This window comes from Ruegeria sp. HKCCD3925 (genome assembly GCF_057221175.1).
The window spans coordinates 17,712-31,173 of the sequence record NZ_JBWVBI010000009.1; the positions used below are offsets into that span (position 1 = coordinate 17,712).

Below are 13,462 nucleotides of genomic sequence, written 5' to 3' on the forward strand. Positions count from 1 at the left end.
AAGACATGGCAACCGAAATTCTCATGCCCGCCCTTTCGCCCACGATGGAAGAGGGCACATTGGCCAAGTGGCTGGTCAAGGAAGGCGACACCGTATCCTCGGGCGACATCATGGCCGAGATCGAAACCGACAAGGCTACGATGGAGTTCGAAGCCGTCGATGAAGGCATCGTCGGTAAGATTCTGATCAGCGAGGGCACCGAAGGGGTCAAAGTAAACACCCCTATCGCGATCCTGGTCGAAGATGGTGAAGACGCCTCCGCCCTGCCCGTGGCTGCGCCCGCAGCCGCAGCGGAGGCCGAAGCCGCCCCTGCGGCGGTTGAGGCCCCCGCTCCTGCCGCAGCAGCCCCCGCTGCTCCGGTTGTGGACCTGTCGCCCGATTGGCCTGCCGACGCCGAGATGGCGCAGCAAACCGTCCGCGAAGCCTTGCGCGACGCGATGGCCGAAGAAATGCGCGGCGACGAAGATGTCTATCTGATGGGCGAAGAAGTCGCTGAATATCAGGGCGCCTATAAAATCTCTCAAGGCCTGCTCGATGAATTCGGTGCCAAACGTGTCATCGACACCCCGATCACTGAACACGGCTTCACCGGCATCGCCGTCGGCTCGGCCTTTGGCGGGCTGAAACCGATTGTCGAGTTCATGACCTTCAACTTCGCCATGCAGGCGATTGATCAGATCATCAACTCTGCCGCCAAAACGCTTTATATGTCTGGCGGTCAGATGGGCTGTCCGATTGTATTCCGTGGCCCTAACGGTGCCGCTGCCCGCGTGGCCGCGCAACACTCGCAGGACTACGCCGCATGGTACATGCAGGTGCCAGGTCTCAAAGTGGTGATGCCCTATTCCGCAGCCGATGCCAAAGGTTTGCTGAAATCGGCCATCCGCGACCCGAACCCCGTGGTCTTCCTGGAAAACGAAATCCTCTACGGCCGGTCCTTCGACGTGCCGCAAGTGGATGACCTGACCATCCCACTGGGCAAGGCCCGCATCTGGCGCGAAGGCTCGGATGTGACCATCGTCAGCTTCGGCATCGGCATGCAATATGCGCTGGAAGCCGCCGACAAGCTGGCCGAAGACGGCATTAGCGCCGAGGTGATCGACCTGCGCACTATCCGTCCGATGGATACTGGCGCGATCATCAACTCGGTGATGAAAACCAACCGTCTTGTGACCGTCGAAGAAGGCTGGCCGCAAGGTTCCGTTGGTAGCTACATCAGCTCGGTCGTCATGCAGGAAGCGTTCGATTATCTCGACGCCCCGGTCATCACCCTCACCGGCAAAGATGTTCCGATGCCATATGCGGCGAACCTCGAAAAGCTGGCGCTGATCACCACTGATGAGGTGATCGCTGCGGTGAAACAGGTGACCTACCGGTAATGGAGATCAGGGGCCGCGATCCAGCAACCGAATGCTACCGTGTCGAGATTGACATCGACAACCGCATCGTGCGGGCGCTTGTACCCGAGCGATTGGCGGCGGATATGCGGTTGATCGGCGCGCGCCCCTCACACCAGACCGCCTATGTCTGGATGGCGGAGAACAAAGACAAAATCGAGGCTGCGATTGCGACACTCGCACGCGGCACCGGGCGCCCCAAAGCGCCCTTTGACCAAATTACTCTGATTGAGGAGCGCTGAAATGCCCACCGAAATCCTGATGCCTGCCCTGTCCCCGACGATGGAGGAAGGCACACTTGCAAAATGGCTCGTCAAGGAAGGCGACACCGTCTCCTCGGGCGATCTGCTGGCCGAAATTGAAACCGACAAGGCAACAATGGAGTTCGAGGCCGTTGACGAAGGCACCGTCGGCAAGATCCTTATTCCTGAGGGAACCGAAGGCGTTAAAGTCAACACCGCCATCGCAGTCCTGCTGGAAGATGGAGAAAGCGCTGATGATATCGGTGCAACGCCAACCGCTGCTCCCGCGGCTGCACCAGCTGCCGCAGCGGGCAACGAGGCTGCCGCACCAGCGGCACCCGAGGCGCCCGCCCCTGCCCCAGCGGCACCGGCCAAAGCGGATGGCGGTCGTATCTTCGCATCCCCCCTTGCTCGTCGGATTGCCGCGCAAAAGGGTCTAGATCTGGCTCAAATCTCAGGTTCTGGCCCTCATGGCCGTATCGTCAAAGCCGATGTGGAAAGCGCCACAGCCGCACCTGCAGCAGCACCTGCGCCTGCTGCTGCAGCCGCCCCAGCCGCCGCCGCTCCCGCAGGTCCATCGGCGGACGCCGTGGCCAAGATGTACGAAGGCCGCGAATACGAAGAGATCAAACTCGATGGCATGCGCAAGACCATCGCCGCGCGTCTGTCTGAGGCCAAACAGACCATCCCGCATTTCTACCTGCGCCGGGATATCAAGCTGGATGCGCTGCTGAAATTCCGCAGCCAGCTGAACAAGCAGCTCGAAGGCCGGGGTGTGAAGCTCAGCGTCAACGACTTCATCATCAAGGCCGTCGCCAACGCGCTGCAGCAGGTGCCCGAGTGCAATGCCGTCTGGGCGGGTGACCGGGTTCTGCAACTGAAACCTTCGGATGTGGCTGTTGCCGTCGCCATCGAGGGCGGTCTGTTCACTCCGGTCCTGCAAGATGCCGACACCAAATCGCTGTCGGCGCTGTCGACCGAGATGAAAGACCTCGCCGGACGCGCCCGCGAGCGCAAGCTGGCCCCGCACGAGTACCAAGGCGGTACTTTCGCAGTCTCGAACCTCGGCATGTTCGGCATCGACAATTTCGATGCCATCGTGAACCCGCCGCATGCAGGTATCCTCGCAGTTGGTACCGGCCTCAAGAAACCCATCGTGGGCGATGACGGAGAACTGACGGTCGCAACCGTCATGTCCGTCACCATGTCGGTCGATCACCGGGTCATCGACGGCGCGCTTGGCGCTCAGCTGCTGCAAGCCATCGTCGACAACCTGGAAAATCCGATGGTCATGTTGGCCTAAGCCCAGAAGATCATGCACAAAGAAGGCCGCCTCGAACCCCGAGGCGGCCTTTTTCGTCTATTCACTCCGAATTACTGGTCTTTCCCCAGCATATGATCCATCGAGATTGACGGCTGATCGCACCCGGCCTCGCCCACGATCTTGGCGGGAATGCCAGCGACCGTCGTGCACGGTGGCACTTCCTGCAGCACCACTGATCCGGCGGCGATACGGCTGCAATGGCCAACCTCGATATTGCCCAGAACCTTAGCACCCGCGCCGATCAGAACGCCGTCACCAATGGTTGGATGGCGCTGTTCTTCTTCCTTGCCGGTCCCGCCCAGCGTCACCGAATGCAGCATCGAAACATTGTCCCCAACCACAGCGGTTTCACCGATCACGATAGAATGGGCATGGTCGATCATGATGCCTTTACCGATGCGGGCAGCTGGATGGATATCAATGCCGAATATCTCGGAAGATCGCATCTGGAAGAAATACGCCAGATCATGGCGCCCCTTGTTCCAAAGCCAGTGGGCCACGCGATAAGCCTGCATCGCCTGATACCCTTTGAAATAAAGGATCGGTTGCAGCAGGCGGTGGCAGGCCGGATCGCGTTCATAAACAGCCATCAGGTCCGCGCGCGCGGCTTCAATCAACGCTTTGTCGTCAGCATAGGCCTCATCCACGATCTCACGCAGTACCATCATCGACATCTCATTCGAGCATAGCTTGGCCGAGATGCGATAGGACAATGCCCTCTCAAGACTGCGGTGATGTAAGATACAGGCGTGTACCAACCCGCCCATCAGCGGCTCTTTCTCAACGGCTGCATGGGCTTCCGAGGTGATGCGGTCCCAAACCGGGTCCACAGGTGTCACTTGGCTGCGCGTTTCGAACATGGCTTTTCATCCTTTGCTGCGCTTAGAATAGCCATCTAGTCGTAAAATTACCAAACGCAAACCCTTGATATGCACTACAACAAAAAATGAACTCAGCCGATCTGGACCATTTTCGGAAGCTTATTCACCAGCGCCTTCGCGATCTGGCCGCGCAATCCGCCGCCGGTCAGGATGCGCAATCAGTTGTGGAGCTGGATCAACAGGCAGTGGGTCGGCTCAGCCGGATGGATGCGTTGCAAAATCAAGCAATGGCCAAGGCGCAACAGGCCCGGCGCGACACCGAAACGCATCGGCTTCGGGCCGCGCTGAACCGGATGGACGAAGACGAATTCGGCTATTGCGAAGATTGCGGCGAGGAAATAGCGCACGGAAGGCTAGAGCTGGACCTTGCCGCCTCAAAATGTGTCAGCTGCGCATCTGGCTGATTTGGAACCGGATCAGTTTGCGCAGAACCATCTCGAAACATTGGCAATATTGCAGATCGTCGAAATTTGGCTCGTCTGCCAAGGGCCGGCAGCGCGCGGCTGCCATCAACGAGCCATTTCCATAAACAGGATGCAACCGCCCTGTTCTGGCGACATGTCGATCCGCCAGTTCGGCCTCAGCAATCAGGAGGGTGCTTATCCTATCGCGGTCGGTTCGCGGCGCGGCCAGCAAAGCCCGCGCCGCCGCGCTGAGATCTCCGTGCAGGACTGGCCGCACGGCTAGCCGACCGAAAGGCGCGCAAACGCCCCGGGTCCGTAGGTAGCCGAAACCTGCGCGACTGCGATATCGTAGGGTCCGGCCAGCCCGTCATCGGCTTTCATCGCGGCAGAATACTGCCAAACCGGATCACTGGTGAAAGTTTCGCGCAACAAAGCACCCTCAGTGAAGACGCGGATCAGATAGGATTCGCTTTCTTCGCCCAGAGGCACATCCAATGCGCTCCAGTCATCGCCATCAATCCGGGTGCGGCGCACCCACGAGATCTTGTCCCCGGTAGCCGACGCAGAAGCCTGCAAATGCACTGGCGCATAAGGTCTCAGCCCATTGCCATCGAACGCTTCAACCAGATGCACATATGCCGGGTCCTCGTAGCCGCGCGTTGCAGGGCCGATACGGTAATGCTTGGCCACGCGGCGTTCGGTGCGCAGCAATCCGGTCTGATAAACACGTTCATCCAGTAGGACAAAGGTAGACGCTTCAGGCCATACATCCGGCATCAGGGCATCCGTACCCAGCTGACCACGCAAGCGGCCTGACAAATTGTAAACGCCAGTCTCCTGCAAGACCGCATCCGAGAACTGAAACACTTCCCAATTGCCCGGTGTTCCGTCACCGATGGCAGCCAGATTGGCACCACTCAGCAACGCCGAGCGGGGACGCGACTCCAACACGCCATCGATCAAGTTGACACGCAACGCGGCCCCTTCGTCCCAGATCCCAGCGCCTGCGCGTCGCAGGGGTGTTTCGGTGAAGCCAATCACCGCCTGCCCCGCGATCACTTGATGCAAGGTATAGTCCTCATCCTGTGCAGCCGAATAGATAGCCACGTTACCGGGCCAGGGCTCGGCCGATATCGCCAGATACGGCGCATGGGGCGCTTCGGATCCAGTGATCAGCGGCAGATCCATGAACACCGGCAGAACTGGCACCGGAGCAATGAACGGCTTGGCTGCCGCCACATCGTCCAGCACATCAGAAGGGGTATAAACGCCGGGTTCGATGCGTACCGCATCCGCCAGCTGCATCTCGGCCTGTTCCAACCGGTCGATCCGATAAAGAGCTCCGTCCCCGGCATCCGGCAGACGCACCACATCCCCGGCCCCAACGTTCAACAGCGACGGCGGCAGCGCAAAACGCGCCGTCTCTCGCGAAATGCGGGATTCGCTCAGCCAGCGCTCGACCGTCTGACGCCCTTCGGCGCGGGTCATCGACAGAGGCATTTCGTTGACGGCGACCGAATGGGTTCTGTCATCCGGCAAAACAGCCTCTTCCGCGACAACATCATGGTCCGCATCCGACTGGACGAACCGCAGACGCACACGCCCGGTCATCTCGGCCTCAGCCTCGCGGCGATGTTCCACTGGCCCGTCGATATCCGCGCTGATGGCGATCTGCTCGGGGTCGATGTCAACGGCCCGACGCCCGTCGCGGGTTTTAAACTTCAGCACCCCGTCCCGCTCGATCGCGTCGAACCCATAGCGCAGCATCAGCGGCTGCAAGGCCTGCCGAGCGTTCATTACGTCCTCAACCGCGTAACCGCGTACCACGCCGTAGAGCTCGGACACATCAATCGCCGTCACCCCTGCCTCATGGCAGATTTCTGTCACGACCGAGGCCAGAGTCCGCGACCCGGACCGCCCGTTCAGCCAATGCCCACGTGCATAGTTATCGCCGTCCGACCACTGCGTCCGCAGGTTCGGGAAAGTCGGGAACGGACGCGCATCCCAAGCCCAGACAAAGGCGTTCGACAGGTCCACCATCGGGCCGTCATAGATATCTGAAACCGGGTTGATCTCAGCATCACCCCAATAGCCAAGGACGGCCCGAAGGTACTGAACCATGATAAAATCATCCCGTACTCCGTTGGAATAGCGCGGTAAATTCGATTCAGACGACTTTGGGTCCAAGAATTTGTTCGGCTGGTTCGTGCCCTTGTCGATGGCCGCGCAGCCCAGTTCGGTGAACCAGATTGGCTTGGACCCCGGAACCCAACCCGTGGGTGTTTGCTGCCGCACGCCCCCGATCCGCTCATGATGTCGGTTCGCCCACCAGTTGCGCAGGTCCTTGTACCGCCAGACCCACGGCTCGCCATGATCGTCATCAGTGATCGGGCTTCGGATCTGCGCTTCGGCTTCCTCCGGTGAGGCATAGTACCAATCATACCCCTCGCCGCCTTCGATATTGCCGCGCAGATAGTCCAGATCGTAGATCGACCCATTCGACACCTCAGCGTCCAGATGCGAGGCCCTATCCCGCCAGTCGGACAGCGGCATATAGTTGTCGATGCCGACAAAATCTATGTTCTCATCGGCCCAAAGCGGGTCGAGGTGGAAATACCGGTCTCCGGTGCCGTCTTGCGGCTGATACCCGAAATACTCGGTCCAGTCTGCGGCATAGCCGACCTTAGTTTCCGGCCCCAATATCGCGCGCACTTCCGCGGCCAGAGACCGCAGCTCCGCAACTGCAGCGAAGCCAGACGCGCCGCGGATTTGCGTTAGCCCGCGCATCTCGGACCCGATGCAGAAGGACTCCACGCCGCCCGCCGCCTTGCAAAGGGCCGCATAGTGCAGAATGAACCGCCGTAATCCCCATTCACTTGGGCCGCGATAGGTCACTTTGCTGCCGCTGGTCGAGAAATGTGACGCGCGCGCCGTACCAAAGAACGCCGCCACCTGCGCATCCGCATCGGCAGTTTGATCCGGCGAGCCTGGCCGCCCCGGAGCAACATCCAAAGTGATCCGCCCACGCCAAGGCAAATGTGGCTGATCCGGCGCATCGGACCACGGATCAGGCAGGCCGTTGCCCTCTGATTGCTCCATCAAAATAAACGGATAAAACATAACCCGTTTGCCCGAGTTCTTCAGGTGCCGGATCGCCTGCACTACGGCCGCATCAGCCGGTGTGCCGCCATAAACCGGACGCCCATCCTGCCATTTCACCTGCCCCGCCGCAGTTCGGGACAGACCTGAAACACTCCAGGGCATGTTTGCGCCCTCGATATTCTTGCGTTCAACCTTGGGGCGGATCTGGCATTCTCCGCAGCGCAAATCATCGCCGAACCACGACACGATCAACGAAGCCGCCTCGCAGCCCGGCAATTCCTGGTCGAGCGCCCGCGTCGAGGTCACCAGATCGGACTTGCCCGATGGTGAATTGACATTCGCCGCCCAACTGCGCCCCCGGCCCTTGGTGTAATTAACCTGAGATGAAGCCAGTGCGTATTCACCCGTACCCGGCATCAAGGCCACCCCCTTGATGATCCGAGACAGCGCGTCCTCGGCATCCGGCATCTCGTCTTGTTCCTGCCGCACCACCTCGAACGAGAATTGCGGCACGCGGTTGCCAAAGGGGCCCAGCGCCAGATCTTCGATCACCACATAAGCCGTGCCGCGATAGGCGGGCACCGTGCCTGCCCCTTCGACCGCTTCAATCAGCGGGTCGGGCAATTGCTCGTGATCGCCGCGATATATCCGCATGTTCAGCGTTCGGCGCTCGACCTCTTCACCATCGGCCCAGACACGCGTGATATCCGCAACCTGTCCCGCGCCCACCGCAATCGCCAGAGACACCGAATAGCTGTAGCTATGCGTGGTTGTCGTTGTCGTCACTTCAACGGGCTTGGGTTTCCCCTTGCCTCCACCGCCACCGCCTGATGTTTGCGTCGTCGTCGAGGTCGATCGGGTTTCCAGAAAGTCCGAGGCCCAGATGACCTGTCCTCCAACTCGCATCCGGCCGTAGACCGTCGCGACGGTCGCACCCTCACCGGTTTCGGTGAGACGGAAACGATCCAGACGCCCGGTCTCGACCACCTCGCTACCGCCACCCATTACGGATTGGCTGGCCATCAGCCGGTTGTCGATCACCCGCCCAAGCGTCGCCCCGACCGCGCGGCCAATCACCGCCGTGGACAGACCCGCAACCGAGCCCCCGATCGAACCACCTATTGCCGCACCTGCAGCAGACAGAACTATTGTGGCCATCAGAAATCCTCCAGCGGGAATTCGAAACAAGCGACCACGCGGCGACGCCAAGGCTCGCTCAGCGTGTTTTCAACAACACCATGCCCGGTATAGGCGTGGATGAATCGCATCGGGTCTTGGGCGCTGACGATGCCCAGATGCTTTGCCACTGCCGCATCCCGCATCCGAAACAGCAATACATCCCCCGGGGCCAAATCATCGGGCGATTTCTCGACTAGATGGCGACGGGCTGCGGCCCACATGCGTTCCTCACCCTGCGGCTCGGACCAATCCATGCTGTAGACCGGCACCGCCTCAGGCTCATGCCCCATCACCGCGCGCCAAACGCCCCGCAGCAAGCCCAGACAATCAGCGCCTGCACCCCGAACAGAGGCCTGATGAACATAAGGTGTGCCCAGCCATCCGCGCGCTTCGTCCAAGATATCTTGTTTTGTCCGCATCATCGCCTGCTTCCCCCTTTGTGTTGACTACTGCGCTTGGGTACGGCCATGATCCAATCCTCGTGCGGCAGGTCAGGGAAGCCCTGAAAATTCAGCATGTTGTTGAACTTCAGTCGGCAAGTGGTCATACGCTTGTCACACCCGGCGATCAGCTGGACCCGGTCCCCAACCGCCAGTCCGCCGCCAATCGCCGACCACAGCGTGACATCGCGGCCATCTCTGACCTGTTCATCCAGCTTGATCGAGGCCCACAGGCCCTGCGCAGCCCCGTCCAGCACATCCAGCCTGCCGCGTTCAAACCAACCCGCATCAGAACTCTCCGCGCCCTGCAAACGCAAAGCCGCGCCGTCCAGCGCGACAATTTCAGCCTCAGCGCGATAACCCGGCGTCTCCAGGGCAAAGCGGCACGCCTTATCCCCCAACACAGCCGTACAGGGCTTCTGATAAATCCGCCCTAAAGGCCGGTTCAGCAGATCGGTCAACCCGCGCAATTCCGCATGAAACGCCCCGCCAGCACGACGCAACTCACCGATCGAACCACGAAACTGCAGCATCCGCTGCTCAGGATCGGCCCAATTGACCAGCCAGGCCCGCACCTCGGCCCCATCAAAGCGCCCCGCCTCGATATCCTCTTCCCGGACCGAGGCATCAGACAGCGCGCCCATCGCCTCGGTATTATCGATCGACAGGCCGGTTGCCTGCTCGATCGCCGCAGCGGTCAGACCGGTACTGGCTTTGAACACCAGCCCGTCAAAGCGCAACTCCATATCGTGATCCGTGAAACCATAGACCTGTGCGTCGCTGCGCGTGATCGCCCAGCAACGACAGGTGGTGGTCAGCCCGCTTTGCAAATGCGCCTGCAGCGCCTGTTTGTCCCCGCTCATCAGACCCGCACCTCGACCACCGGTACGTTCGGGACGTCACCGGCCTGAAAGCTGGCCACGCTGGTCTGGATCTTGTCGGTGTCGAACCGTACCGGAACGTCGAACTCAAACCCGGCTGTAATCTCGACCTGCTCAGGCGGCGGGGCCGAGAACATCACGCGTCCGGTCGCCAGATCGACCTCAAAGTCCACGCCTTCGCGCAGCGCGTCCTGATCCAGCCCCAGTGTCACAGTGCCCAGTACCGGCTTCAGGATTGGCCGCACATAGCTGAACCCGCCCGAGCTGTAGGTCTTGACCAGCTGAAAATCGGTCGTCTCGCCATCCCCGCGCGCAATCACCTGATCGCCCTTGTCGACCTCAGCCGTCGCCGCGCCTGATTTGAAGTCCGACCAGTCCTTCCAGCGAAACCCAAACATCTGGCCCCGTCGCGCCTCAAAAAAAGAGATCAGAGTCTCGATGTCATCCAGCGACCGCATCCCCAGCCCCGCATCATAGCGCCTGCGCGAATGCGCCCAGGGCGTGTTGCGTTCCTCAAACCCATTCGCCAGCGTCACGATATCCGTGCGCCGTTCCGGCCCACCGACCGAGCCAAAGCTCAGGCTGGCGGGAAATCTCACCTCGTGGAAATTCATCGCCTGCTCCCCTTATCTGTTGCGATTGCCACGGCCCAATGCGCGGGTCATCTGCGCCGCGATCTGGCCTTGAGAGCGGCGGAACCCCTGCACATCCGGTGTTGAGATATTCATCACCACGTTGACCGCTCGCCCGCCGCCCTGCGTCCGCACACCCAGCTTGCCATCGGCCCCGCGCGCTAGCGGCATGATCGCCTCGGGACCCGCCTCACCCATCAACCCGGTGCCGCCTCGCATCGGGAACATGGTCGGGCTGCTAACGACCCCACCATTGGCAAACGGCATCACACGGCCCTGAGAAAAACTGCCGCCATCGGCAAAGGGCAGTATCCCCTGCACCAAGCCACCCACCCCATTGGCAAGCATCCCGCCGAAATGATCCGTCACCGGTTTGATCGCCGCCGAATACGCCGTGCGGATCATCGAGTTCTTCAGCACTTCCAGCGCCCCCGACAGGTTCATCCCATCCAGCACCACGCCATCAAAAGCCTTGCGCAACCCGCCCGACATGCCACGCTCGAGCGTGGCCACATCCTTTCCGGTCTCTTCAAACGCGGCCTTGATCCGTCGCATCTGGCCATCAAATGCCGAGGCCATGGTCGCCGCATCGCCCAGCGCGTCACCCAGCGCATCTCCCCGCTCCTGCAGGTCGTCAAAACCATCACGATCCGTCATTACGCTCTCCTTGTGTCTTGTCCGGATAGGCCGCGAGCAGCGCATCCAGCCCTGCCCGGTTCATCGCCGGCATCCCCGCGCCCTGCCCCAGCATCAGCCGCAGCTCGGCCGGGGTCAGACGCCAGAACTGATCCGGCGTCAGGCGAAGGCCGAGGAACCCGGCCCGCATCAGTACGGGCCAGTCGAACCCGCTCACTCGGGCACCATGAAGGCCCGCGCCAGCAACTCGGCTGCCGCCTTGGCCCCCGCCATCGGCCCACCCGCAATCTCGGCATGCAGCAGATCATCGCGCGTGACCTGCGCTCCGCCGCCCCGCAACCCGGCAACCAGCAGCGCCAGCACATCACCGCTGGAGTAAGCCCCGCCTTCAAACCGCTGCACCAGTTCGACCAGAGACCCGGCCTGCAGCTCTTGTTCCAATTCCGCCAAAGCACCCAATGTCAGCTTGAGCACCCGCTGCTCCCCATCGATGGTCAACGCCACCTCGCCCGTCCACGGATTGGCCATCAAAGCGCCGTAAAGCTCAGTGCACCGGCGCTTGCCATGCTCATCTCATAGGTCGCCTCACCGTTATGCGAGCCCGCATATTCGATGCTGCTGACCTGAAACGGGCCTTCGACAATGCCGAAATCGGGGATGATCACCTGAAAACCGGGCGTCTCACCGTCAAAAAACAGCTGGCGCGCACGCTCATCTGTGCCCGCATCCTTGAACACGCCCGAGCCCGAAATCGCGGCCGATTTGACCCCGGCCCCCGACAGCAGCTCGCGCCACCCGCCTTGGCTTTCCAGGCTGGTCACATCCACACTTTCCGCGTTGAAACTGATCCGCGTGGCGCGCAGCCCCGCGATGGTCTCGAACAGGCCGGTGCCGTTCATATCCACTTTGACCAACAGGTCTTTTCCGTTCTGGGCAGCCATATGCTCACTCCGTTGATTGCTTAGTCGTCTTCCACGCGGGCGCGGAATCTCAGATCGATCTGGCGGATCGCGCCGCCAGTTCCCGTGCGTCGGGCGCTAGCGCGTTCGAACCACAGCCCCACCAGATGGCCCCGGTCCAATGTCAACGCCGCGCCTTCCAGCGCGTCACACACTGCGCCCGCCAATGTCTTGGCCGCGCCAAAGCCCGCCGCTTCGGACACCACTGAGACCGTGAACCGATGCACCGCGCCTGCACCCGTCCGGTCCGACGCGTCGCGCACCTCTTCCGGGCCAAGTGTCACGTAAGTTTGCGGCAACACTCCCGACGGCACCGCGTCATAGATCGCACCACCCGAAAGGGTGCTGACCTGCGCATCGCCCGCCAATTGTTGAAACACAGCCGCCTGCAAAGCGGCTGCAACGCCATAGCTCATGCGGCCACCTCTTCATCTGCGAAACAAGTCAGGTACTGGCCGCGTGGATCGCGCTCGGCCACTGCACGAATGACAAACCGGCGCGCCCCCTCAACAAATCGCTGATCAGGCGTGGGCCGCATGGATGATCCCTCAGGTGCGCCCCGGACTACGATCCGATAGCCAACCCGCGACACCGAGGCGCCACCGACCGCGCGTTCCGCCCCGCTACGTGCCGTCACCTCGGCCCAAAGCGCGCCCAGCGCAGCCCATGTCTCTGTATAGCCGCCCGCACCATCGGCACTACGGATCGGAGCCTCCAGCACCAGCTTGCGATTCAGTCGCGGCGCGCTCATTGCGTCACCCCCGCGCCGAAGCGCACAGTTCGATAACGCTGGATCAGACTGGTGACACCAAATGGCATGCACCCCGCGCCCAGCGCCGTCTCATCGCGGTATTCGTAGTAATGCGCCGCCAGCAGCAGCACCGCCTGCCCAAGGTCAGCGGGCAGCCCGCCCCAATCCGTGGCCATCCCGACAGTGAAGGCAATCTTCACCGAGCCGCCGGTCTGCACCCTTGGCAAACAAGCGCCAACCGGACGCAACCGAGGGCGCTGCATGTCGCGCTCCAAACGGTAAGCTTCGGCATCCACAACCGTGTCGGTCCCCGCCGCATCCGTCAGCGTGATCACAGCAACCGAGACCACCGGGGCCACCGGCAGCACTTCACCTGCTGGATCGCGCCAACCGTTCAAGCTCCACGAGAAATCCCGTTCTATCAGCACCTTACCGGTGCGCGCCTCAATCGCCGCAATGGCCGCACGCAGAAAGCCATTCAACACCTCGTCCTGCACATTGCCCTCGGCAAACCCCGTGCCCAGCCGCAGATGCGCCTTGAACTGATCCACCGGCAGCGCCGCATCCGCGATGGCGGTTTCTTCGATCAACATCATCCATTCACTCCGCAATCTCGGACCCCTCCGGGGCCGTA

The 13,462-nt window shown here is 61.4% G+C and carries 17 protein-coding genes; 4 read left to right on the forward strand and 13 right to left on the reverse strand.

What is annotated here, in order from left to right; translation table 11 throughout:
* Positions 1-5 precede the first annotated feature (5 nt).
* The 3 genes from AC2TEM_RS18950 to AC2TEM_RS18960 are packed head-to-tail and all read left to right on the forward strand — an operon-like array spanning position 6 to position 2,942.
* On the forward strand, positions 6-1,379 hold the full coding sequence (locus AC2TEM_RS18950; RefSeq protein ID WP_170396514.1) for a pyruvate dehydrogenase complex E1 component subunit beta: 1,374 nt from the start codon (positions 6-8) through the stop codon (positions 1,377-1,379).
* On the forward strand, positions 1,379-1,639 hold the full coding sequence (locus AC2TEM_RS18955; protein WP_170403080.1) for a hypothetical protein: 261 nt from the start codon (positions 1,379-1,381) through the stop codon (positions 1,637-1,639). Before AC2TEM_RS18950 ends, AC2TEM_RS18955 begins: the two co-directional genes overlap by 1 nt.
* Position 1,640: 1 nt before the next feature.
* Positions 1,641-2,942 (forward strand): pyruvate dehydrogenase complex dihydrolipoamide acetyltransferase, encoded by a 1,302-nt coding sequence (locus AC2TEM_RS18960; RefSeq protein WP_170422211.1) that lies wholly within the window; start codon positions 1,641-1,643, stop codon positions 2,940-2,942.
* A gap of 71 nt (positions 2,943-3,013) precedes the next feature.
* Here AC2TEM_RS18960 and cysE read toward each other — a convergent pair whose 3' ends face one another.
* Positions 3,014-3,823 carry a serine O-acetyltransferase gene (cysE, locus tag AC2TEM_RS18965; RefSeq protein WP_170396508.1) on the reverse strand — a complete coding sequence of 270 codons (810 nt, stop codon included), beginning with the start codon at positions 3,821-3,823 and terminating at the stop codon, positions 3,014-3,016.
* A gap of 86 nt (positions 3,824-3,909) precedes the next feature.
* On the opposite strand from cysE, the gene AC2TEM_RS18970 reads away from it, so the two are divergent.
* A complete protein-coding gene (locus AC2TEM_RS18970) occupies positions 3,910-4,248 on the forward strand; it encodes a TraR/DksA C4-type zinc finger protein (RefSeq protein ID WP_170396506.1) in 339 nt (112 codons plus the stop codon).
* Here the strand turns inward: AC2TEM_RS18970 and AC2TEM_RS18975 are convergent.
* The 12 genes from AC2TEM_RS18975 to AC2TEM_RS19030 are packed head-to-tail and all read right to left on the reverse strand — an operon-like array spanning position 4,229 to position 13,424.
* On the reverse strand, positions 4,229-4,525 hold the full coding sequence (locus tag AC2TEM_RS18975) for a DUF7742 family protein (protein ID WP_170403088.1): 297 nt from the start codon (positions 4,523-4,525) through the stop codon (positions 4,229-4,231). The genes AC2TEM_RS18970 and AC2TEM_RS18975 overlap by 20 nt on opposite strands.
* A 2-nt stretch (positions 4,526-4,527) precedes the next feature.
* The gene (locus AC2TEM_RS18980) at positions 4,528-8,508 is read right to left on the reverse strand and encodes a baseplate multidomain protein megatron (protein ID WP_170422212.1); all 3,981 of its coding nucleotides are present in this window, start codon (positions 8,506-8,508) and stop codon (positions 4,528-4,530) included.
* Positions 8,508-8,948, reverse strand: coding sequence for an NlpC/P60 family protein (locus tag AC2TEM_RS18985; RefSeq protein ID WP_170422474.1), 441 nt, complete (start codon positions 8,946-8,948; stop codon positions 8,508-8,510). Before AC2TEM_RS18985 ends, AC2TEM_RS18980 begins: the two co-directional genes overlap by 1 nt.
* Positions 8,948-9,832 carry a baseplate hub domain-containing protein gene (locus tag AC2TEM_RS18990; protein WP_170422213.1) on the reverse strand — a complete coding sequence of 295 codons (885 nt, stop codon included), beginning with the start codon at positions 9,830-9,832 and terminating at the stop codon, positions 8,948-8,950. Before AC2TEM_RS18990 ends, AC2TEM_RS18985 begins: the two co-directional genes overlap by 1 nt.
* The gene (locus AC2TEM_RS18995; protein WP_170422214.1) at positions 9,832-10,464 is read right to left on the reverse strand and encodes a DUF2460 domain-containing protein; all 633 of its coding nucleotides are present in this window, start codon (positions 10,462-10,464) and stop codon (positions 9,832-9,834) included. The genes AC2TEM_RS18990 and AC2TEM_RS18995 overlap by 1 nt, the downstream gene beginning before the upstream one ends.
* Before the next feature lie 12 nt (positions 10,465-10,476).
* On the reverse strand, positions 10,477-11,139 hold the full coding sequence (locus AC2TEM_RS19000; protein ID WP_170422215.1) for a phage tail tape measure protein: 663 nt from the start codon (positions 11,137-11,139) through the stop codon (positions 10,477-10,479).
* A complete protein-coding gene (locus AC2TEM_RS19005) occupies positions 11,126-11,335 on the reverse strand; it encodes a rcc01693 family protein (RefSeq protein WP_170422216.1) in 210 nt (69 codons plus the stop codon). The genes AC2TEM_RS19000 and AC2TEM_RS19005 overlap by 14 nt, the downstream gene beginning before the upstream one ends.
* Positions 11,332-11,646, reverse strand: coding sequence for a gene transfer agent family protein (locus AC2TEM_RS19010; RefSeq protein ID WP_170422217.1), 315 nt, complete (start codon positions 11,644-11,646; stop codon positions 11,332-11,334). The genes AC2TEM_RS19005 and AC2TEM_RS19010 overlap by 4 nt, the downstream gene beginning before the upstream one ends.
* On the reverse strand, positions 11,646-12,059 hold the full coding sequence (locus tag AC2TEM_RS19015) for a phage major tail protein, TP901-1 family (protein WP_170396490.1): 414 nt from the start codon (positions 12,057-12,059) through the stop codon (positions 11,646-11,648). Before AC2TEM_RS19015 ends, AC2TEM_RS19010 begins: the two co-directional genes overlap by 1 nt.
* A 20-nt stretch (positions 12,060-12,079) precedes the next feature.
* Positions 12,080-12,493: a DUF3168 domain-containing protein gene (locus tag AC2TEM_RS19020; protein ID WP_170422219.1), complete on the reverse strand. Its 414-nt coding sequence runs from the start codon at positions 12,491-12,493 to the stop codon at positions 12,080-12,082.
* Complete coding sequence (locus AC2TEM_RS19025) at positions 12,490-12,828, reverse strand: head-tail adaptor protein (protein WP_170422221.1); 339 nt, start codon at positions 12,826-12,828, stop codon at positions 12,490-12,492. The genes AC2TEM_RS19020 and AC2TEM_RS19025 overlap by 4 nt, the downstream gene beginning before the upstream one ends.
* Positions 12,825-13,424, reverse strand: a complete 600-nt coding sequence (locus AC2TEM_RS19030; protein WP_170422223.1) for a head-tail connector protein — start codon at positions 13,422-13,424, stop codon at positions 12,825-12,827. The genes AC2TEM_RS19025 and AC2TEM_RS19030 overlap by 4 nt, the downstream gene beginning before the upstream one ends.
* Between the last annotated feature and the right edge of the window lie 38 nt (positions 13,425-13,462).